The sequence below is a fragment of the Prolixibacteraceae bacterium genome (assembly GCA_019856515.1).
GTDB lineage: Bacteria > Bacteroidota > Bacteroidia > Bacteroidales > Prolixibacteraceae > Halosquirtibacter > Halosquirtibacter xylanolyticus.
Genome location: CP082230.1, coordinates 2,427,185 through 2,450,737, shown reverse-complemented (window position 1 = coordinate 2,450,737; position 23,553 = coordinate 2,427,185). Strand labels below are relative to the sequence as shown.

The 23,553-nt window shown below is 36.9% G+C and carries 13 protein-coding genes; 7 read left to right on the top strand and 6 right to left on the bottom strand.

What is annotated here, in order from left to right; genetic code table 11:
- Positions 1-4 precede the first annotated feature (4 nt).
- Entirely contained in the window at positions 5-1,942 is a 1,938-nt protein-coding gene (yidC, locus tag K5X82_08690) for a membrane protein insertase YidC (GenBank protein QZT38959.1), read from the top strand.
- A gap of 64 nt (positions 1,943-2,006) precedes the next feature.
- On the opposite strand, the gene K5X82_08685 is transcribed toward yidC, so the two are convergent.
- The gene (locus K5X82_08685) at positions 2,007-2,372 is read right to left on the bottom strand and encodes a YccF domain-containing protein (protein QZT38958.1); all 366 of its coding nucleotides are present in this window, start codon (positions 2,370-2,372) and stop codon (positions 2,007-2,009) included.
- 276 nt (positions 2,373-2,648) lie between these two features.
- Between K5X82_08685 and K5X82_08680 the strand changes: the two genes are divergently transcribed.
- Positions 2,649-3,296, top strand: a complete 648-nt coding sequence (locus tag K5X82_08680; GenBank protein ID QZT38957.1) for a chloramphenicol acetyltransferase — start codon at positions 2,649-2,651, stop codon at positions 3,294-3,296.
- Between the two features lie 25 nt (positions 3,297-3,321).
- Here the strand turns inward: K5X82_08680 and K5X82_08675 are convergent, their stop codons facing one another.
- From K5X82_08675 to K5X82_08665, 3 genes are all read right to left on the bottom strand, one after another.
- Positions 3,322-3,753: a hypothetical protein gene (locus K5X82_08675; protein ID QZT38956.1), complete on the bottom strand. Its 432-nt coding sequence runs from the start codon at positions 3,751-3,753 to the stop codon at positions 3,322-3,324.
- Positions 3,754-3,764: 11 nt separating this feature from the next.
- Positions 3,765-5,591, bottom strand: coding sequence for a long-chain fatty acid--CoA ligase (locus K5X82_08670; GenBank protein ID QZT38955.1), 1,827 nt, complete (start codon positions 5,589-5,591; stop codon positions 3,765-3,767).
- Between the two features lie 129 nt (positions 5,592-5,720).
- Positions 5,721-7,859, bottom strand: a complete 2,139-nt coding sequence (locus tag K5X82_08665; protein ID QZT38954.1) for a radical SAM protein — start codon at positions 7,857-7,859, stop codon at positions 5,721-5,723.
- 205 nt (positions 7,860-8,064) lie between these two features.
- On the opposite strand from K5X82_08665, the gene purT reads away from it, so the two are divergent.
- From purT to K5X82_08640, 5 genes are all read left to right on the top strand, one after another.
- Complete coding sequence (gene purT, locus K5X82_08660) at positions 8,065-9,237, top strand: formate-dependent phosphoribosylglycinamide formyltransferase (GenBank protein ID QZT38953.1); 1,173 nt, start codon at positions 8,065-8,067, stop codon at positions 9,235-9,237.
- Positions 9,238-9,487: 250 nt separating this feature from the next.
- On the top strand, positions 9,488-13,417 hold the full coding sequence (locus K5X82_08655; GenBank protein ID QZT38952.1) for a response regulator: 3,930 nt from the start codon (positions 9,488-9,490) through the stop codon (positions 13,415-13,417).
- A 327-nt stretch (positions 13,418-13,744) separates the two neighbouring features.
- Complete coding sequence (locus tag K5X82_08650) at positions 13,745-16,834, top strand: SusC/RagA family TonB-linked outer membrane protein (GenBank protein ID QZT38951.1); 3,090 nt, start codon at positions 13,745-13,747, stop codon at positions 16,832-16,834.
- A gap of 13 nt (positions 16,835-16,847) precedes the next feature.
- Complete coding sequence (locus K5X82_08645) at positions 16,848-18,443, top strand: SusD/RagB family nutrient-binding outer membrane lipoprotein (protein QZT38950.1); 1,596 nt, start codon at positions 16,848-16,850, stop codon at positions 18,441-18,443.
- 698 nt (positions 18,444-19,141) lie between these two features.
- Positions 19,142-20,302, top strand: a complete 1,161-nt coding sequence (locus K5X82_08640; protein ID QZT38949.1) for a hypothetical protein — start codon at positions 19,142-19,144, stop codon at positions 20,300-20,302.
- Between the two features lie 405 nt (positions 20,303-20,707).
- On the opposite strand, the gene K5X82_08635 is transcribed toward K5X82_08640, so the two are convergent.
- Complete coding sequence (locus K5X82_08635; protein ID QZT38948.1) at positions 20,708-21,148, bottom strand: transcriptional repressor; 441 nt, start codon at positions 21,146-21,148, stop codon at positions 20,708-20,710.
- A gap of 84 nt (positions 21,149-21,232) precedes the next feature.
- Positions 21,233-23,437: a RelA/SpoT family protein gene (locus tag K5X82_08630; GenBank protein ID QZT38947.1), complete on the bottom strand. Its 2,205-nt coding sequence runs from the start codon at positions 23,435-23,437 to the stop codon at positions 21,233-21,235.
- Positions 23,438-23,553 lie beyond the last annotated feature (116 nt).

The following is a 23,553-nucleotide window of genomic DNA, read 5'->3' as shown; positions in this document are numbered from 1 at the left end:
ATCTATGGATAAGAATACGTTAAGAGCATTTGCGTTAATTTTCCTTATTTTGATTGGTTCTCAGTATCTAATGAAGCCATCTGAAGAAGAGTTAGCACAAGCGCAACGTCAACAAGATTCCATTGCAGCATTAGATACCCAAGCAGCTGTCAAGGGGGATGTTGTGAATAGGGAAAAACTCACTCCTGCATCAGCAGTAGATGATTCTGCTCGTATAGCATTACAAAAAACGCAGTTAGGGTCCTTCGGAGAAGCCGTTGATGGAACTGAAAGTTTTGTAACGCTAGAGAATAACTTGATGAAGGTGAAGTTATCGACAAAAGGTGGACGTGTTTATTCTGTTGAGTTGAAAGATTATAAGCGTTTTGATGGTACACCATTGGTTTTATTTGATGGTGATATAAACCGTTTTGGATTGCGATTTAATGCATTGCAGAATGGTGTTCCTGTTGAAACCAATAAGTTGTTTTTTACCTCTTCAGTTAATGGAGTATTAACTGCAACGGGACCTGATGTACCTAAAGGTAAAGAAGCAAAGATTAAGTTTAATGAAGAGAACCCAGGGAAGTCTGTTGAGGCTAATATGACCTTACGAACTCCTGAGGGAGCAGTGGTTCAATATCAGTATGAACTACCTTATAACTCGTATATTCTTAACTTTAAAATTGCTACCCACAATTTGTCTAAAGTCGCAACTGCACGTAATGGCTTTGTTCAAGTAGACTGGAGTTCTCGTATCCCTCGTCAAGAGGCACGTTCTAAGTATGGTGAAGATAGTCACACAACGGTAATGTATCGTGAGCTTCTGAAGAAGGGTAGTGGAGATGTTGATGATCTAGGAGTTTCAAAAGATAGTGAAGAAAAGATTGAAGGAAATACAGAATGGATCGCTTTCAAGCAGTTGTTCTTCTCTTCTATATTAATAAATCAGAAGGGTTTTTCAAACTCTGATTTGACCGTTAAAACAGAAGTTAATGATTCGACCGCTTATCTTGGTCGTATGACTGCAGCATTGGATCTACCTTTTGATGGTGTTAAAGAGAATAACAATTACAATCTAGCGTTCTACTTTGGTCCTAATAAGTATTCGATCTTAAGTCAGAATAGTGATCTTGAATTTGATCATTTGATTGAGTTAGGATGGGGAATTTTTGGATGGGTTAATAAACTTATTGTAATTCCAGTATTCAACTTCTTGAGTAAGTATATTGGAAGCTATGGTATTATTATCTTACTCTTGACAATCTTTATTAAATTGTTGATCTTCCCATTTACTTTTAAGTCATATAAGTCACAGGCTAAGATGAAAGCATTGAAGCCTGAGATTGATGAGATTCAACAAAAGTTTGGTAAAGAGAAAGCGATGGAGTCGCAGCAAGCGACAATGGCATTATATAAGAAAGCGGGAGTCAACCCAATGGGAGGATGTATTCCTATGTTATTCCAAATGCCTATTGTTATTGCGATGTTCCGTTTCTTCCCTGTGTCGATCGAACTTCGTCAACAATCGTTCCTTTGGGCACATGACTTGTCTACTTATGATTCGATTTTTCATCTACCATTTACAATTCCATTTTATGGGGATCACGTAAGTTTATTTTGTCTTCTAATGACTGTTACTAATATCTTGTATATGAAGTATAACAGTGAGATGACAGGATCATCTAATGCGATGCCTGGAATGAAAGGTATGATGTATATGATGCCTGTGATGTTCTTGTTTATGTTTAACAATTATGCATCAGGACTTTCTTATTACTATTTCTTATCATTATTGATTACATTCCTTCAGATGTTTTTTGTGAAGCGATTGATCAATGAGGATGATATTCGTGCACAAATTGCGAAAAACAAAAAGAAGAAAGTTAAGAAGTCTAAATGGCAGACAAGAATGGAAGATATGGCTCGTCAACAACAACAAGTTGCTAAGAAAAAGAAGTAGAATACTTCTTTGTTTACAATATAAAAAAGACCTCTTTACTTTGGAAGAGGTCTTTTTTGTGCCTTTATTCGATACGATAACTAAAAGGAGTTAAAGCTAATTTTGCTAATTTGAGATGCTGCCTGCCCCATGGTATTCCAATGATTGTTATACATAAAATGATTCCAAAGAAGATGTGTGTTAGACATATCCAGAACCCTCCAAATACAAGCCATATAATATTAAGGAATAGGCTTGTTATTCCTGTATCACTTTTGGGTACGATATTAGTTCCAAATGGCCATATCACTACAGATGCATATTTAAAACATTGAAGTCCCCAAGGGATTCCAATAATAGTCATGCAGTAGAATATCCCGGTAAATAAGTACTCAAGAGCAGTGATAAACCCTCCAAATATAAGCCAGATTAGATTTCCTAGTATTTTCATTTTTACAGATTGTTTTCATTTGGTTTGGTATGAATTTACAAGAAAAATCATAGAATTCATATAGATAAAGAGTTATATTGTAATCTTCATAGAGTATCAACTCTATCTTGAAATGAAACTGAATCTATTATTCACAAGATTAAAGTTGGGATAAATGGTATTTAAATGAAGTATTTTATATGGCTCAGTTTAGCAATGAGAGCTCCTATTAGAGTGGATTTTAAGATTTTAATCGGTGTACCTTTTTCATGTATATAACACAAATAAAATAGATAAATGATTGATAAAAAAAGAAGATCTAAAATTGATATTTCAACATGGAAAAGAAAAGAGCATTTCGAATTCTTTCAGAAGATGCAGGAACCTTATCACAGTGTCTGTGTAGAGGTTGATGCTACTCATGCTTTCGATTGGAGTAGAGATAATAATAGGTCTTTCTTCCTTACTTATATGTACGCATTCGGATGTGCTTTGCAAGAGGTGGAGAATTTTCGTTATCGCATTGAGAATGGAGAAGTCTATTGTTATGATTTTATTGAATTAGGTACAACTATTGGTCGAGATGATGAAACCTTTGGGTTTGGGTTATTATCATATGATCCGGATTATAATCAGTTTGTTGAAAATGCAACTATAGCAATTGATAGAGTACGAAGCAGAAAAGGGATTTGCCTTGATGCGAATCAAAGCTTGCTGAATGTCGTATACTGTTCGACTATTCCATGGTTACGATTCACTAGTATTAGTCATGCTAGAGATTACTCTTATAATGATTCAATACCTAAAATAACTTTTGGTAAATGTGAACTAGACGGGGAACATCGAAAGATGCCTGTTTCTATTTTTGTGGATCATTCATTGGTTGATGGAATTCATATAGCAAAAATGATTGAACGATTTCAATACTACCTAGATTGCTTTTAAAAACTATCTAGGTAGCAGAACTTATTTATTCAATCATAAAGTCTATATCAATATAATGAGAATACTGTGATAATGCCTCTTTTAGATTTTCTCTTCTGTCTTGAGTAAGAAAACGTAGGCAATATTCTTTTCTTCCTTTATTGGTTTCAACAAATAGAAACTTATCATTCATGCCCCATGACTTCATAAAATTAATATGTATCCATTCTGGACGAAGACGACCTTTCCACTTGATGACCATGCTTTTAGGTTGAAGTATGATGTTACAGGTATTCAGATTGAAAATGTTCGTATAGAGTAAAACTCCGATAAATGTCGTCGCAAAAAGAGCTATCTTAATCCAACTATTACTGTTATCTAAACCATATAAATTAATGGCAACGGAGATAATGGTTATAATAGCACCCACCACCTTATATTTTGTTCCATGTGGGTTCATATTGATTACTGCTTTCATAATGCTAAAAATTATTGATACATTTTCTCAATGTGTGATTTATACTTCTCCTTTAGATGTTTTCGCTTAAGTTTTAATGTTGCGGAAAGAAGTCCATTAGATGGGTTCCATTCTTCACAAACTAGATCAATCTTCTTTACCTGTTCATGCGCTGACAATTTGGTGTTCAAAGATGCGATGTCTTTACGAATAGCTTTTTCAACTATCGCATCTTTAATTATCTCTTCTTCAGTTGTAAATGATATACCACTCTTTAGACACCATTGTTTAATGTATGAAAAGTCTGGCTTAATAATGGCTCCTGCAACTTTTTGGTTCTCACCAACAACAAATGCTTGTTCGATAAAAAGACTTCCTTTAAGAATATTTTCTACCGCTTGGGGTGCAACATATTTTCCTGCCGATAGTTTGAATATCTCTTTTTTACGGTCAGTAATCTTCATAAAACGATCTTCTACGAGAGTACCTATATCACCTGTATGAAACCATCCGTCTGAATCAATAACTTCGTCTGTTTGTTCTTTATTTTTGAAATAACCTTGCATAACACCAGGCCCCTTAACTAAGATCTCACCATCATCTGCAAGCATAAATTTAGTTCCATTATCTATAACAGGTCCTACAGTTCCTAGTTTAACAAAGTCATCATCCATTGGGTTGTTTACAAATACCACTGGAGATGTTTCGGTCAACCCATATCCTTCATATACACGAAGTTTGGCAGTCCAAAAGAATTTATGGATTTTAAGTTGTAGTGCAGAACCACCAGAAACCATATAATATAGTTCTCCACCTAGAATCTCTCTCCATTTTTTGTAGATTAAAGCATCATAAATATGGAATTGTATTTTATCTAAGAAGCTATATTTAATACCTATTTCATATTTGTTAGTGAATTCAACTGCTTTATCAAAAAGAACTTTCTTGATCCCTTTTAAATCGTCTCCAACACTAAATACTTTGTCATATATCTTTTCTAATAGCCGTGGAACAGTATTGAAAATATGGGGTTTAATTGTCTTTATATCGGTTACAAGTGACCCTAAGTTCTCAATATAGTATAGAGACAATCCACTAAATTGAAAAGTGTAAGTTACCATTCTTTCATACACATGTGATAGTGGTAAAAAACTTAGCGCTCTGTGGTTCATACCCATTCCTCTTTCTCCATTTTGAAAAAGCCTTGCTGCCCCTTTGGTATTGCTAAGAATATTGTGATGAGAAAGCATTACACCTTTAGGAGTTCCTGTTGTACCACTGGTATAGATAATTGAAAGTAGATCATCTGATGTTATAGATGCTTTTTCTAGCTCTATTTGATCTTTAAGAGTATTATATAGACCTTCCGAATGGTGCATTAGTTCATCCCATTGGTAAGTATTCTCAATGGTATCATTTATCGATACTGTTTTCTTAATTGCAAGGTTATTGATGAAGACTGAAGAGTACTTTCGATAGATGGACTTATCGTTAATAAATAAAATCTTAGCATCCGAGTGATCTAATATATATTCAACTTCAGAAAGGTTTAAAGTTGTGTAGATAGGTACATGAATGGCACCAATAATAGCAGCACCCATATCGATCATATTCCATTGTGGCGAGTTGGATAAGATCGTTGCAATCTTGTCTCCCTTACGTATTCCCATCGAATATAGCCATGCCGCAACTTTATGAGAGTTGTGTACATACTCTAACGATGATGTCTTGATCCACTCACCTCCTTTTTTCTTACAAAGGGCATCCTCTTTAGAGGCGTAGGTCGTTTTATACAATTCTAATATATCGAATAATCGGGTTACCTGTTCCATCATTTCATTAATCTTTAGTTCTTTCAACAAAAAGAGGCTTATCGAGAGCCTCTGATTATAATGTTTCGAAGTTGTGAAATTTAGATAAAAAAAACACTTTACTCAAATAAAATAGGGTTGAGTGTGATAAAAAATCGTATTAATTGTATATAACAATTAAAGAATCTCCCATCCACTACTTCTTAGTATTGGCCATATCTTATGGATAAATAGAGTCTCAAGACTTTGGTCTATAGTTTTTTCTATATCCTTTATGAACACACCTTTTTCTCTGATATAAGGCGTAGAGAGAAGGTTTTGAATAGTATGATATGCATTCTGATCTATACCGATCTGTTGCACTCCATTATCTGTATTTATAGCCACTTTTAGTTTTTTCTTCTTCTGAGAGATAATCACGATGTCGAAGTCAGGGTTTATCCATAGCCTAGCACGAGGATTATTCTCATATATAGGGCTGTAGGAGATCGCCTTTTCTATATGGTCGACAGGAATCAATGTTGTAGGAACCTTATGATCGAACCACTCTTGAAGATTAAAATCAAATCCAACCATATGCATATAGTTGTATAGTGATTTTCGTAATCCTTCTCCAAATAGAGTATTATCAGCTCCTTTATGATCTATATGCTCACAATCGTTCTCTGCAAATTGTTTATCCGAGATATCTACTCTCTCCACATCAAAATCTTCAGGTGCGATACCTACAGGGCTGTGAACAGTCATCGCAAAGCGATGCCAAAACCCACTACTTATACAGCCTTGTTCAAAAAGCTGACGAACAACCTCTAGGGAATCAATCGTCTCTTGTGCTGTTTGTGTTGGAAAACCATACATCAGGTAAGCATGTACAAGTATTCCTGCATTATTCATTCCTTTGGTTACTCTAGCTACTTGGCTTATGGAAACCCCCTTATTCATCTTCTCTAGCAGTCTATCTGAGGCCACTTCCAATCCTCCAGAGACTCCGATACAACCAGCTTTGGCCATAAGGCGAGCTAGAGAAGGAGTGAATGTCTTTTCAAATCTTAAGTTAGTCCACCAGGTAATCTTTAGCTTTCTACGTATAATTTCAAAACTCAACTCCATCAATACCTTTGGTGGAGCTGCTTCATCGATAAAATGAAAAGAACTAATATTTGTTTGGTCAATAATACATTCTATACGATCACATATAGTATTTGCTGAAGCTTGGCTATATCGTTTAATGTAATCTAAACTGGTGTCGCAGAAAGAGCATTTATGCCAATAGCAACCGTGAGCTACCATCATCTTAACCCACTTACCCTCCGTCCATAGACGATGCATTGGATTGGTCATCTCTACCATACACATATATCTATCCCAAGGTAATCCGGTATAATCCGGTGTTCCTATCTCTTCATGAGACAGAGGAAACTCTTTACTGTTGTCGACATATGTGACATTACCGTCATTAATATAGAATGTCCTTACAAATGGAATCTGTTTATTGTAGATCTTGTTTTGAATTAAGTGTTCTAGAGGCTTTTCTCCATCATCTAATGTGACAAAATCAACATATTGAAAAAGACGAGCCTCTTTCAATCCACGTAACTCCGTGTTTACAAATCCACCACCTATAGTAATCGTAATATTAGGATAGTGGGTTTTTATATATTTACAACAGTGAAGCGTCGATAATAGATTGCCTGGAAAAGGAATAGAAAAAGCTACGAACTTAGGGTTTAAATGTGCGATCTTCCTATCTAAGATCTTTTTGAATAGATCTGTAATAAGTGTGTTTTCATCTAGCGCTTCCTCTATTTGACGGAAAGGGGCCGAGAATGATGAAATACGTTCGGCATAACGACTAAAACCAAAGTTCGGATCTTCATACTTGGCGATGATATCTATGATCTCTTCAATAAAAACAGTCGCTCTATATCTAGCTTGATCAATGATTGTATCTTCAGTGTAGATCTGTATGTTCTCTTCTAGTTGTCCATTTCGATGACCTGTAGGAAGAATTCCTTGGTTTATTTGATAAGCAAAACCTTCATTACTACCTTGTAAGAAGTGTTTAACAGGTGATACAAATTCAACGTACTGATTCTTGATTAAGTATAATTCAAAATCTTCAGATGACACCTTATTAACAATAGTTTGAATAAAATCGGGCGTAAGAATGGCATCTAACACTTCGATGCTTAAATCCAATTGTTCAGTTGCAATCCCTTTTTCTATCAAATACCCTTTCAAGAAAGCCGAAGCTGGGTATGGCGTATTCGGCTGGCAAAAAGGTGCGGTAACAATCAATAAATCGTGCTGGCTCATCTTAAAAATTATCAAACAGTTTAATCCTATGCAAAAGTACTATTTATTCATGAATGGACTAGGCTATCCCTATATCATTTACAATTATTGAGTTGCTTTCTATCTTAAATTAATGCTATGGTTTTACCATAAATGATATATCCCACATAACCATATGAAACAACCCTCTATATTTGCGATACCAAAATTTAATTCCCGATATAAAATGAAAAAGAGAATTCTTCTTTTAGGTTCAGGTGAACTAGGTAAAGAGTTTGTGATTGCAGCACAAAGACTTGGTCAAGAGGTGATTGCAGTTGATTGTTATGACAATGCACCAGCAATGCAAGTAGCTGACTATAGAGAGGTCATAGACATGCTTGATGGCGATCAATTAGATCTAGTGGTACAAAAGTATCTACCAGACTATATCGTCCCAGAAATCGAAGCTATACGTACTTCAAGACTCTATGATTATGAGAAGCGTGGGATTACAGTTGTGCCATCTGCAAAAGCGGTCAATTATACCATGAACAGAAAACAGATTCGTGATTTGGCAGCGAAAGATCTTGGTTTAAAAACAGCTAATTATCTTTATGCAACTTCTTTGAAAGAGTTAGAAGAGGCTGTGCTTCATGTTGGAATGCCCTGTGTGGTTAAGCCTTTAATGTCCTCTTCTGGAAAAGGGCAATCCACAATCAAGAGTATAGACGATATGTCAAATGCGTGGTATAATGCACAAGAGAAAGGCCGTGGCGATGCGACAGAAGTGATTGTTGAAGCTTTTGTCCCATTTGTATATGAATTTACTCTCCTTACCGTGACACAAGAAGAGGCTCCTACACTTTTCTGTCCACCTATTGGTCACCGTCAAGCTAATGGTGATTATCAAGAAAGTTGGCAACCTGTTGCAATGTCCGAAGAGGTGTTGTGCAAAGCAAAAGAGATGGCACAAAAAGTTACAACGTCCTTGGAAGGTAATGGACTTTGGGGGGTAGAGTTTTTTGTAACAGCTGATGATGTAATTTTCTCTGAATTATCACCACGTCCTCATGATACGGGGATGGTCACACTTGGAAATACACAAAACTTGAACGAGTTTGAGCTACATTGTAGAGCAATTTTAGGATTACCTATTACTGAAGTTAGATTGGAAAAAAAGGGTGCAAGTGCGGTGGTATTGGCTCCTATTGAATCGAATCGTTTTTTATTTGAAGGAATTGAGTGTGCAATGATGGATTCTTACTCAGATTTGCGTATCTTTGGAAAAGAAGATGCTCGAATAGGTAGACGAATGGCTGTTGCTTTAGCTTGGGAAAATAACAAAGAAGAGCCATTAGAAGATATTATTGAAAGAGCAAAGAAATGTAGTCAATCCATTGTATTAAAAGAAATATAAAAAATAGTCATCTTCTTGAAGTGACTAGTGTGTTATGTCTGAAAAAGTCCGATACCATTTATTAATGGTTCGGACTTTTCTTTTGTTATGTCTATTAATAATTATTTATTTTCATAATACATGAGTGCAGATAGCCTAAACATTGTTAATCTTAGTGAAAATAGACCGTTTCTGTCCTATAAATAGTTGATAGTATAAAGTATTTTGAGGAAGATATGTTATTTTACATTCATCTAAAATCAGTCTATCTATGATCAGAGTTTTATTGTTTGAGTTACTTCTATTCGTAGGAGTCGTGAATAGGGTGAGTGCTGAAGAGATGAGTGATTTTGATCGTTATACCATGTCTAATGGCCTTTCTAATAATACCATCTCCTCATTATTGCAAGATGATCAGGGCTATTTATGGGTAGGAACCTACGATGGACTCAATCGATATGATGGATACAACTGGAGCACTTTCCGAAAGAGTGAAGATCCTACTTCTATAAAGAGTAATCATATCAACAGACTTGTATCTTATCATGATACGATACTTATTGCTACGGATGAAGGTCTGTCATTCTATAATAAGAATTCAAGAGACTTTAAAACAGTCTCCATATCCAACCGGTCCAATCGTTCAATTTCAGATATATGGGTTTCAAATGATACTGGAATATGGTGCTCCGTAGTTGGCAAAGGTCTATATCATAGTGAGGATGGAATAAGCACTTCATGGAAATGGAGATTAAATGAAGCTCATATTGTGGCTTTGGATAAAGACAAAGTAGATGAACATATATGGCTTGCTACATTGGATGGCTCTTTGATCTCTTACTCAACCTTAACGACACATACAGAACGTTTTTTTCTTCCATCATCTCAAATTGTAGACATACATGTGCGTGGTCCATATGTGTGGATTGCAACGGAGAGCCAAGGTGTAGTGTTATTTGATAAGCGAACTAAAGAGTTTGCTCCCTTTCATCTACCAAGTAGAGCAAAAGTTATTCGAAAGATCCATGAGGATCAAAATGAGAATTTATGGATAACTACCGATGGGGATGGGGTCTACTGTGTCTCGAAAGAGGGAAAGATAAAAAGACATTTTAATTTTAGTGGTTCCCCTGGAATACTATCTATTCTTGTTGATCGTCAGGGCGTGGTATGGTATGGAACTGTGGGATTAGGCTTATGGGCACAAAACCCAATGAGAAGCTACTATGGCTATCGTAAAGTGAATTCTGGCTCTTTAGATAAAGATCTATTAGTGAACAATATCATCTCGCTTTATGAGTGGTCTAAAGACACACTTTTGATTGGAACTGATGGAGCTGGATTATGGATGTATGATTTGAAGAGAATGAGAATGACCAGTGCCAATATCTTTCCAACGCTTGAAGCAAAGGTGATTAAGAGTATTTCCGAAGACGATAGTGGAACATTGTGGATTGGAACTTATAAGGAGGGGGTATTCAAACTCAGCAAGAACTCGAAATATTGGAACCATTATACCTCAAATTCTGAACTTAATGATCGACTCCCTTCAAACAGTATCTGGACCATTGCAAGTAACCGAGAAGATGTTTTTTTAGGAACCTTAGGAAAAGGTGTCGTTAAGTATGAGCCACAAAAAGGGTTCAAGACTCTGTCAAAATATCGAACCCAAGGAATACAGCTAAATGAATATATCCTAACAAGTTTAGTTGATCAGCAAAACACTACCTGGTTTGGTTCTTCCAACGGTCTGTTCAAATTAGATAACAGCACCCAAAAACTAACCAGCTACTATAGCGATCCGACCAATAAAAATGGGCGTGGAGCTTCTGCAATTACCTCTTTAATGCAAGATCAATCACACGCCATTTGGATGGGAACGAATGGTGCAGGTATTGCAAAAAAAGAGGACGATAGTTTGGTCTGGATAAATGAATCCAATGGGTTGATAAATAATACAGTATATGCGATATTAGAGGATGCCCATATGTCCATATGGATCATGACCAATAGAGGTATTTCTATTCTAGATAAGAGCCGACAGAAGTTGACCAATCTAGATGAAAGCAATGGATTACACGCACTCCAATTTACATGTGCTTTAAAGTTACATGATGGTCGTTTTGTATTAGGTACCGTTGGTGGGTTCTATGTTTTTAATCCTGAAAAAGTCCACTATCAAATTCCTACTCCACGATTAATACTTGAAGACCTATCCTTAGTAGATGGCGAATTTTCTACGCCTGTAGATCTCTCCAAAGATTCACTCTCTGTTCAATGGTTTCCTAAGTATGATGCACTGCATCTAAAGTTTGTAGGGATAGATTACATCCAAAAAGAGAAGGCGGTTTATAGCTACTCTATAGATGGTTACACGGATAAGTGGTATAAACTAGAAGAGCAACGTTTCTTAACCTTAATGGGATTACCTTATGGAGATTTTACCCTTCGTATAAGAGCTGGTTATCCAAATACAAACAAGTTTAGTAACGAGGTGGTTATCCCTATATCGGTGATACGTCCTTGGTGGCGAACAAAAGCGGCTTTCTTCCTATATTTAATGATCTTGTTATTTACTTTATGGGTCTACCAAAAGCTCTCGAATAGGTTTTATTTTCTAAAGAAGGAGGCCGAGATAGAATCGCTTAATAGCAAACGAAAACAAGAGTTTCATCGGATTAGAATGGAGATGTTCACCAAGATGGCTCATGAGTTCATGACCCCATTAACACTTATCCTTGCTCCAATAAAAGAGATGCTTGAGAAGTCGAATATAGAAGGAGAACAACGTTCTAAACTAAATCTTGTATATCAACAATCGGTCTATCTAAAGAAACTAGCCGAAAATATCCTATCCTTTCAAAAGATGAATATTAGTAAGTTACGGTTGAATGCACGCTTCTTCGATATAGATGCAATGGCAGAGCGGAAAGTACATGAATTTCAAGAGCTAGCAGGAGAAAAAAATATCGAAATTCAATATGATGTGCAGACAGAGAGACCTCTAGTGGCTTTAGACTTCGAGAAGATAGAGGCCATCATCACTAATCTACTCTCTAATGCAGTGAAGTATAGCGATAAGAATGGTGGGATTATTCATCTAATCACAACGGTCAAAGAGAGTAATATTTCTATTGGTGAAGGAGTCGTGCATATCGAAGTATCCGACAACGGGATTGGGATACCGAAACACAAACAAGCTAAAATATTTGATCCTTTCTTTAGAGTGGATGAGGAGAGTAAAGAAGAAGGTGCTGGTATAGGACTTAGTATTGTCAAAGATTTTGTTGATCTACATCAGGGGCAAATTACATTGGAGAGTAAGCAGGGAGACGGAACAACATTTAGGATCACTATACCTTGTAAGATTAAAGAGGCACATGATGTTGAAGAGTTGCCCAAGGTCAATAAATTGCCATCCCCAGTGAAATCAACAAAGGTATTAGGAAATAGAGCTAGATGTTTGATTGTCGATGATCATCCTAGCATGTTGCAATATATTCAGGAACTACTTTCAGAACAGTATGATGTAATGATCGCAATTAATGGAGAGGAAGGTTATAAGAAGGCCACTTCATTTATGCCTGATATTATATTAACAGACTTAATGATGCCTAAGGTCGATGGAATAGAGTTATTATCACTACTGAAAAAGAATATTATTACAAGTCATATTCCTGTAATTGTACTCTCTGCAAAACATGTTGTTGAGGCCAAAATGGCTTCTGTAGACGAAGGGGCTGAACTATATCTATCCAAACCCTTCGACCCTCTTCTGTTGAAGTCTTATATTGCCTCAATCCTTCAAAATAGAGCTCGCCTTGCGCAAAAGAGAAAAGAGGTCCCACTTAGTATTGAGAAAGAAGTATCGTCAGAAGTAGATAGTAAATGGGTTGCCTCTCTACGTAAACTCGTTTTATCCAACCTAGATAACCCAGAATTAGGTGTCTCTTTCGTCTGTGAGAAGTCTCATATGAGCAGGACATCAATGCATCGTAAATTAAAGGCAATCTGTAGTATGTCAACGACTGAATATATTAATAGCCTTCGTTTAGAGCAGTCTATAACACTATTAAAAAGTAGAAAATATCAAGTTACAGAGGTAGCATATATGGTCGGATTTAACAATGCCTCTTACTTTACTCGAGCTTTTCATAAGCGATTTGGAGTTTCTCCCTCAGAATATGTATCCTCTTTGTAAAGTATTGGTAGTGAGTGTTTTTCTTGTTGGTGGTGAAACATTAGTTTAAACCTATTGTAACAATAATTCAAGTAGTGGAACAACTGTTTGTATTAAAGAAACAATGGTGAAAAACGAAAATGTACACTAATTGTACTTTCGGGATATGAGAACAGAGAAAGAAATTCAAGAAAAACTAAAGCGCGTACGAAAAGCTCAAATTGTTGTATTGATTCTACTCTTTTTGCTTGTATCGACGCTATTACTTTTTCTTCTCTGAATATACCCTACTAGATCAACCATTCAGAGGGGAATGAAACACAATTAACTAACAAATACGTATCCGCTATGATGAGAATACTTAAGAACGGAACACGGAAACTACTCTTAACTACGATGCTAATCATCGTTTCCACCACTCTTTTTGCTCAAAAAAAGACACTTAATGGAGTAGTAAAGGGGAAAGAAGACCAAACTCCTATTCCCGGTGCAACAGTGCTTGTGAAAGGCACTGCAAATGGAACAGTAACTACTTTTGAGGGAACTTATTCATTAAAAGTAGAAGAGGGAGATATCCTGCAATTTTCTTTTGTAGGAATGAAAACAATTGATGTTCCTTATGAAAATCAAACGACTTTAAATGTCGAGCTAGAGACTGCTTCTATCGGTGTTGACGAAGTTGTCGTGACGGCTCTTGGTATCAAAAGAGAGAAGAAATCATTGGGTTACTCAGTACAAGAGGTGAGTGGTGATGATCTTTCGAGAGTAAAAGATGCCAATGTCGTGAATAGCCTTTCTGGTAAAGTTGCAGGGGTGACGATATCTCCTTCAAGTACTGGTACAGGTGGAGGTAGCCGTATTGTCATTCGTGGAAATAGCTCTATATCGGGAAACAATGAACCATTGGTCGTGGTCGATGGGGTTCCAATTACTGATAACTCTTCAAACACTGACGATCGTTGGGGAAATAGAGCGATTGATAGAGGTGATGGTATTGCAGATATTAATCCTGACGATATTGCAACAATGTCTGTATTAAAAGGGCCTGCTGCAGCAGCTCTTTATGGCTCTAGAGCTGCCAATGGTGTCATCTTAATCACAACCAAATCTGGAGCAAAGACCGACAGAGTGAAAGTCTCACTTAGTTCTAATGTTGTATTTGAATCTCCGTTAACCCAACTAGATCTACAAAATGAATATGGTCAAGGTACGGGGGGTGCATTTGTTGAGCGTGGAGGATCAAGTTGGGGTCCAAAAATGGAGGGACAGATGATTAAAGATTGGACCGGAGAAACAAGGGCATTCACACCTTACGACAATGATTTAACAGACTTTCTGGAAACAGGGGTGAATATGACCAACAATATTGATGTTACAGCAGGTTCAGATAAAGTGAAATTCCGTGCTGGATTTAGCCGTATGGACTACTGGGGACAACTTCCAAACAACAAGCTCAATAGGAATACATTGAATCTACGATCGACTATCGATTTCAATGAAAAACTATCTCTTGATATGAAGTTTAACTACATCAAATCTCGTGGAGAGAACAGACCAAAACTTGCAGGTGACCCAGATAATGTATACTTAAATATGGCATTAATGCCTCGTAGTATTCACCTTTCTGATATGAAAGATTATCGTAACGATGATCTAACGGTTCGTAGATACTCTGATAATGGAGGTATGATTCTGAATCCATATTGGACAACGAATATGAATACCAACTGGGATGACAAGAACCGTGTTATTGCTATGGCAAGCCTGAATTATAAATTCAATGACTGGTTGACTGCCAAGCTACGTTATGGTACAGACTATACAACGGTCAGAGGATATGACCAACTTGGAACAGGTGTTCCTTATTGGCAACCTTCGGGGGATGTAAAGCAAGATGTCTCTACATTGAGAGAAGACAATGCCGACTTCCTACTTACGGCGACAAAAACAGAACTCATCTCTAAGCTGTCAACCAACATTAGTGTCGGTGGTAACATTATGCGTCAAAACAATATGAGTACAACTCAGTGGGCAAATGGGTTGATAACACCTGATTTCTACTCTATTAATAATGGGAAAGCACCAAGAACAACTACCAACTATTATGAGAAATCAATTAATTCACTCTATGCTATGGGGCAATTGAGTTGGGATGGATATCTATTTATGGATGTAACTGCTCGTAACGACTGGTCTTCAACATTACCATCAGACAATAGATCCTACTTCTATGCTTCAGTAGGACTTGGGTGGGTGATTTCAGAAATGGTCGAATTGCCTGAATGGATTAACTTCTTAAAAGTAAGAGGATCATGGGCACAAGTAGGTAACGATACAGCACCTTACAAACTTGACCAATATCTAAATATAGACCTTATTGGCGAGTCGGGAGTGCCAGGAGCAACTCTTCCTTCAGATCTACCTCCAACAAATTTAAAGCCCGAACAGGCAACATCGTATGAAGTAGGAGCCGAAGGACGTCTCTTTAACGACCGTTTAGGGTTTGATTTTACCTACTATAAAGTAAATACACGTGATCAAATTCTTGCACTTCAAACTCCTCCTGCAACAGGATATGCCAACCAATTTATCAATGCAGGTAATATTCAAAACCAAGGGGTCGAGCTAATGATACGTGGAACCGTAATGAAATCGTCTAACTTTCAATGGGACATGACACTTAATTGGGCAAAGAATACCAACAAAGTAGTGGAGTTGTATGATGGAATTGATACCTATGTGATCTCTCCTAGTACATCACAAGTCTCTGTAATTGCCAAAGAAGGTGGCGTTTTTGGTGATCTTCAAGGAACCTATTATGTTAGAGATGATCAAGGTCGAAAGGTGCTAGATGACGAAGGTCTTCCTGTGGTATCACAAGACAAAGGTGTAATTGGTAATTATCTTCCAGATTGGACTGCTGGGCTATATAACAACTTTACATACAAAAATATAACCCTTGGGTTCTTGCTTGATATACGTAAAGGTGGAAACCTCTATAGTGGATCGGTTAAAGCGGCAGCAGGTGCAGGTACCTTAGCTCAAACTACAGATGGTCGTGATGCATGGTATGCTGGAACAGGTGGTTATGTTGTATCAGGAGTAGATAAAGATGGTAATGCTGTACAAACAACGGTAAACCCTGAATCATATTGGTCAAGAGTGTCTCAAGTCGATGAAGAGTGGATCTACGATGCAACGAACATCCGACTAAGAGAACTATCTATCGGATATTCTCTTCCTAAATCAATATTAGAAGGAACTCCATTCACGAATGCACAAGTAAGTTTTGTCGGACGTAATTTATGGTTGATATATTCTGACCTGCCAGGTTTAGATCCGGAGTCTTCTTATTCACAAAGTAATGCACAAGGATTAGAGCTAGGGGCAGTGTCAACTCCTCGTACGCTAGGATTTAATATTAAGTTGGACTTCTAAAAATAGCAGACTTATGAAAACGATAAAAACGATATATATTGCACTGCTAACTATTGTGATGGTTAGTTGTTCAAACTTTGATGAGATGAACGTAAGTCCCAATCAACCAGGTATTGATACGGGAGACCCTACACAGCTGTTTAGTAAAATGACTAAGGAGTCAACACTTACAGCTTACCTTCATCAGCGTATACACAATCTTGGAGTAGATGCTTTCTCTCAATATTACTCTGCTCCAAACTTCTCTACCGAGAGAGGAACGATGCCCGATATATGGGCTCAAGATTATTGGAAAGCATATTATGGTTGGCTCAATTCGGCAAATACCATTATGCGCATGACCAAAGATGATCCTGTAAAAGTGAATATCTATAACATTACACGTATATGGAAAGCATGGATGACCCAACGTACTTCCGATCTTTATGGAGACATGCCTTATTTTCAGGCTGCGGATGGTACTGGTGTAAATCCAAAGTATGATACACAAGAGAATATCTACTTGGACCTTTTAAAGGAGCTCAAGGAAGCAGCAGATGGCTTGTCTCCTACTGCAATCAGCATGGGGCGTCAAGATTTTATTTATGGTGGAGACGTAGACCTTTGGAAGCGATTCGCAAACTCTTTAAGACTACGTGTTGCCATAAGAATATCCAATGTGGCACCAGAAATTGCGAAGCAAAATGCAGAAGAGGCTGTGGCAGGAGGTGTACTAGTACTGAACAGTGAGATGCCTAAGATGCAAAACTGGTCTGCCCCTTGGGGAAATGGTTATTCAACAAAATACTATGTAGATTGGGGACCTGGTAACGGAGTTGCTATGTCTACCTCAATGTATAATTTGTTGGTAGGATTAGGTGGCCAACCTTTCCCTTCATCAGACTATTTTGGTGCTGGCATAACTTATACCGATGTGCCAGCGACTGTTGACCCAAGGGGTCCTCACTTCTTTGGTGTTTCGGATAACAATGGAGCATTCTTAACTGATGCAACATATGCTGGGCGTTGGACTGCTATTAATGTTGGACTTACGGAAGATGATAAGTCGAAGCCTGAGAATCTCCCAGAAAACAATTCTCGTGTAGGTAAAGAGATGCAAGAGATTACTCGACCATTTATTATCATGCCAACTTCAGAAGCCTATTTCTTAAGAGCGGAGGGTGCTCTAATGGGATGGAATATGGGGGCAACCGCAAGAGATATGTATGTCCAAGGAGTAACTGCTTCAATGGAACAGTGGTCTGTTGATGCGGTAACCATCGCAGACTATTTGGATTCGGAATCACAAAATATCAATGGTACAACTGCCAATTATGACTTTAATAGTGGTGCCAATGATTCATTCCTTGACAAGGTGATGACCCAGAAATACATAGGAGGTTTCCCTGATAATGGATGGGAAGCATGGGCAGACTATCGTCGTATCCAACTACCTGTATTAAAAGCACCAAACGTATTAGACGAAGGAACAGGATTAGCTCCAGGTGAATTTGTTCAGAGAATCAAATACCCACAACTAGAGCAGAATGTAAACAAGTCATTCTACGACGCAGCCATTCAAAATCAAGGTGCTGACTTAGTAAGTACGGAGTTGTGGTGGGCAAAATAGTGTGTGGTTGTGTTAAGGATAGGATGATCTGTTTCGTCCTATATGAACATTACATATTTATTTAGAAATATGACATAATAGAAGATTGATGTATTCGTAGCCTGCAAGTTCAAACTTGTGGGCTACATCTTTATATGTCTTCCCTTCGATATGATTACTTTCTTATGTAACGCTATATTTGGAAAATATCTAATTTAGAAAGAATGATTTGGGTACATCCTAAGCTTAGTGATAGACGTCGTGAAAGGTATGGTTATCATAAGCCTATTTAAGTGCATAATTACATGTAAATAATAGAATGTTTGTATGTGTTATATGAATTTGCGAATTAGATGTTGGTCAATTATTGTTGATATATTTAATTGTAAAAGGTAATTATTGTTTTATTATATTAATAATATTGGATATTATGTGTTTAATTGTAATGATGTTACTGGTGTTTGTATTAGTTTTATGTTAGTATATGCCTTTGTCTAAAGGCGATATTGCCCTTATGATTTATAATAACATTTTAAGCTATGAATAAACAAATACTCCTAGAGAATTTCCAAGTTGAAGAACTCGAAAAAAAACACGATGGGATGTCGTCGAGATAAACGTGTAGAGTTTGTAGATTATATAATTTATTTTGAATAAATGACTTTAAATGTCGTAAGAAGTGATCCGTATTTCTTATTGCATTTCTGATATCTAATAATATGAGAATTACATTTACCTCTATTTTTTTACTCTTTTTTTCCATCGTAATGTGTCAGGAAAAGAAAGAGATCACCGTTATTGATAAATCCACACGTAAGCCTATCGAATTAGTTCATGTTTACTACCCGAACCTCGATATCGGTAGTATAAGTAATGCGGAAGGAGTCGTCAAAATAGATAAACAATTACGAGACACAATCGCTTTTAGTAATGTTGCTTTTAAGACGAAGATAATAGTATCAGATATAGCATTACCTGATACTGTTTACCTCGAACCTTCGGATTACTTTCTTGATGAAATTGTGGTTGGGTATAACTTGAGGAAGAAAATAGAAGAAGTCTTACAATATTACAATGAAAACTACTTAATTTCAAGTTCTTTGAATCGATGCACCTATAAAGAGGTGATAAAAGTAGATGACAATATCTCGCGATTAAATCAAGTCCAATTAGATTGGTGGAGTAAAAAGAGTTCTTTTCGAAAAAGGAGAAAATTGGAGAATGAAAATAAATTCTCTTTACGTTCCATAGACTATGCAAAAAGAGACACTGCATTTGTTAGCAAGTGTTTCCTAAATAACAGATATTTACTGCCTAGGTTATATATAAGCTGGTATTTGGATGCATTATTGAAAATAGTAGATGACAATACCATCATTATAAACAAAGTCGAAAAAAATCACTTACAAACAAAGGTCGTTTTCTCTACTAATGATTATATTAAAGAAGGCTCTCTTCTGTACAACCTAGTAAAGAATTACATCATCTTTGATAATAAATCTAATGCCGTCACAGAGATCTACTGGAATGCGGTGAACAAAGATGAGGTTAGGAAGAGGATAAGGGGAAAGAGTGGTGAAAAATTTACGATTGAAAATAAAAGACAAGTTTTCCACCTATCTTTACAGAAGCTAAATAATAATAAATGGACAATTAATTATTTTCATTCAAGAGCAATTGCTGAAGTCTTTTATCAAGGTAAGAAACATCAGACCGATATTGAACAAGGCTTCGTGATCACAGGTGTATCGAAAGATAAATTAGATGGAGATATTATTGATATAGATAGACCTTTTTACTTAAATTTCCCTACCCATACATCGATTAAAAACACATTGGTTTTAACCAAAGAAGAACTTCAATATATAAACAAGAAGTAGATCCATCGTCTGCATTATTTCATCTAAATAAACTAAAAACAGTATTGATATGCGGTTAAAGAGGTGTTGGGATTATAATACAAAAGGTTATAGTTCAGGTGAAGAAACGAACAGATATTGTGGCATATCAACACCTAGCTGATGAATACCAATCGCAAAGTCAACTACTGTATTAAGAGATCCAAGTTGGTTCTTAATAGTGAATAAAATACTGCCCAATTCCATATAACTGAGTAGTAAAAATAAAAAAGGAGGTTGTCCCCAACGCACTATAAAAAGCGCATGCAATTTCTTTACCAGTGTAAAAGAAGGTAGATCTACTGTAACACCAATCACGCTAAATCCTCAAACTAGAGGAAGTGATATCGATTGGAGACAGCCTCTTTTTTCTCCTAAAAAAGGAGTTCAACGTTTCTCTCCATAAATATACAGAGAGTGATGCGAAAGCTTAAAATTCTGCTTTTCACATACTTCTTCTATGATCTTACGAATACGAGGATCACAAAATTCAATCACTTCGCCACTATTGGTATCAATGATGTGATCATGAAGATCCTCATCAAAAGTACGTTCAAACTGTGCGATGTTCTTCCCAAATTGGTGTTTCACCACGAGTTTACAATCTAGTAGAAGTTCAATGGTGTTGTACAATGTTGCACGACTGACACGATAGTTCTTATTCTTCATCGAAATGTATAACGATTCGATGTCGAAATGACCTTGACGTGAATAGATCTCCTCTAAAATGGCAAACCTTTCTGGTGTTTTCCTATGCCCCTTTCTAATAAGATACTCAGTAAAGATATTCTTTACTGTTTCCTTTGTTTTTACAGTACCGCTATTCATTGTTGATCTAAGTTTAAATAGTAGAGTAAAATTAAGAAAATTATTTTTATTAGATCTAAATATGACTAGAATAATTGTTAATACTTAATTGTTTGTCTCCAAACGTACCACCGAATCTACTCCTTTTACCTTCTTTAAGGTTGTCATTAAGTATTCAAGGTCTCCTAGGTTATGAATGTATAAATACAACAAACCTTCAAAGACTCCGTCATGGGCCTCGAAACTTACAGATCTAATATTAATGTCATTTTGCTTTGATATTATATTGGTAATATCATTCAATATTCCAACACGATCTAAGCCTTTAACTCTTATCTGGGCGAGGGATGAAAAGAGCTTGAACTTAGTCCACTGAGCGGTAATAATTTTATCTCCCTGGTTTGCCATCAGCTTAATTGCATTCGAGCATGTCATCTTATGAATCACAATATGTTCTTCACCGAGATAACCAACCACTTGGTCGCCTGGTAGGGGTAGGCAACATTCGCTAAGTACGTAATCTTTATTGGATTCTCCTAATAAAAATGGCTTCTTTTTATCAATATTGTTTTTTTCCTCCTCTAGGGCTTTCTTTTTCGAGAAAGTCAAGCGCCAATACTTAACAAATTTGTTCTCCGACTTCTTCTCTAAAATTTGGTCAATATTATCTATATTGATGATCCCCATACCGAGATTCGCGTACAGTTGTTCCTTGGTGTTCAACTCAAAGTGACGAAGAATCTTCTTTATAGCATTAGACGAAAGTTGAAAGCGACTATTCTGAATCGCATCTTCCAAAATCTTATGACCACTTTCAATATGTTTTTTATGCTCTTTCTTAAAGGAGTTACGGATCTTCTCTTTGGCACGTGAGGTAACCACTACTGCAAGCCATTCGGGTGAAGGGCTCTGTTTCGATGAAGTTAATATTTCAATTTGGTCCCCACTAGATAGCTTTTGACTATAAGGAACCAACTTATGGTTTATCTTGGCTCCAATACATTGATCTCCTAGACGAGTGTGTATGTCATAAGCAAGATCTAATACCGTAGCATTCTTGGGTAGAATTTTCATCTCCCCTTTAGGGGTAAAGACGACAATCTCATCACTAAAAAGATTCAGTTTAAAATCATCCAAAAAGTCTAACGCATCGTTCTCTGAGTTCTGTAGAACCTCTCGGATCTTCTCAAACCATCGATTAAGTTCGATATCCTTCTCCTTCTCTTTCTCCTCAATACCTTTATACTTATAGTGCGCAGCAAATCCTCGTTCTGCTACCTCATCCATTCGTTGACTTCTAATCTGCACCTCTACCCACTTGCCTTCAGGTCCCATAACTGTCACATGAAGGGCTTCGTAACCATTGGCTTTCGGTATGGTGATCCAATCACGAATTCTATCGGGACGAGGCTTATATATATCAGTAACCAAAGAGAGGATATCAAAACATTGTCGTTTCTCCGATTTATTGGGATCAGGTCGGAAAATAATACGAATGGCCAAAAGATCGTATATCTCACTAAACTTAACCCCTTTGTTCTGCATCTTGTTCCATATCGAGAAGATTGATTTAGGGCGACCATTGATGGAGACATCAAACCCCTCCTCTTTAAGCTTTTTGTCTATAGGCTTACAAAACTCTTCTACCAACAACTTACGCTGTTCCTGATTGTTATATAGCTTTAGCTTTATCTCATTGTAATCTTCCGAATGTTTATATTTTAGCGACAGATCCTCTAATTCCGATTTGATGCGATATAGTCCCAAACGATGGGCTAGTGGGGCGAATATAAATAGTGTTTCTCCTGCAATCTTCAGCTGCTTATGGTGGGGCATCGCATCCAATGTCCGCATATTATGAAGCCTATCGGCTAGCTTAATCAAAATAACCCTCACATCATCCGATAGGGTCAGAAGCATCTTACGAAAGTTAGCTGCCTGCTTCGAATCAAACTCTCCAGACAATTTCGTCAACCCATCTACGATATAAGCAATCTTGGCACCAAAAAGATTCTCGATATCCTCTAATGTATATTCCGTATCTTCTACGACATCATGAAGGATCGCCGAAATAGCAGCTTTGGTCCCTAAACCGATCTCACTCGTAACAATCTTAGCCACAGCCAAAGGGTGTACAATATAAGGTTCACCCGATTTACGTCGTATCCCCATATGGGCATCGTTCGCAAAATGAAATGCTTTATCAAGCAACTGACGATTCTCTTCTGTGAGAGGTCGGTTGAATGACTGAAGAAGATCTTCATAAAGATCCCTGATATATCGCTTCTCTGCTTCTGTCTGTAGATTCATCTTTAGGATACCAAAAATGTGAGTATTTATTTCTTTACCTTATACCAATTATAAACCAAACCAATTCACCGCACCTTATATAGACATTCATTTCCCAATAAGAAAAGAGTTCTCGA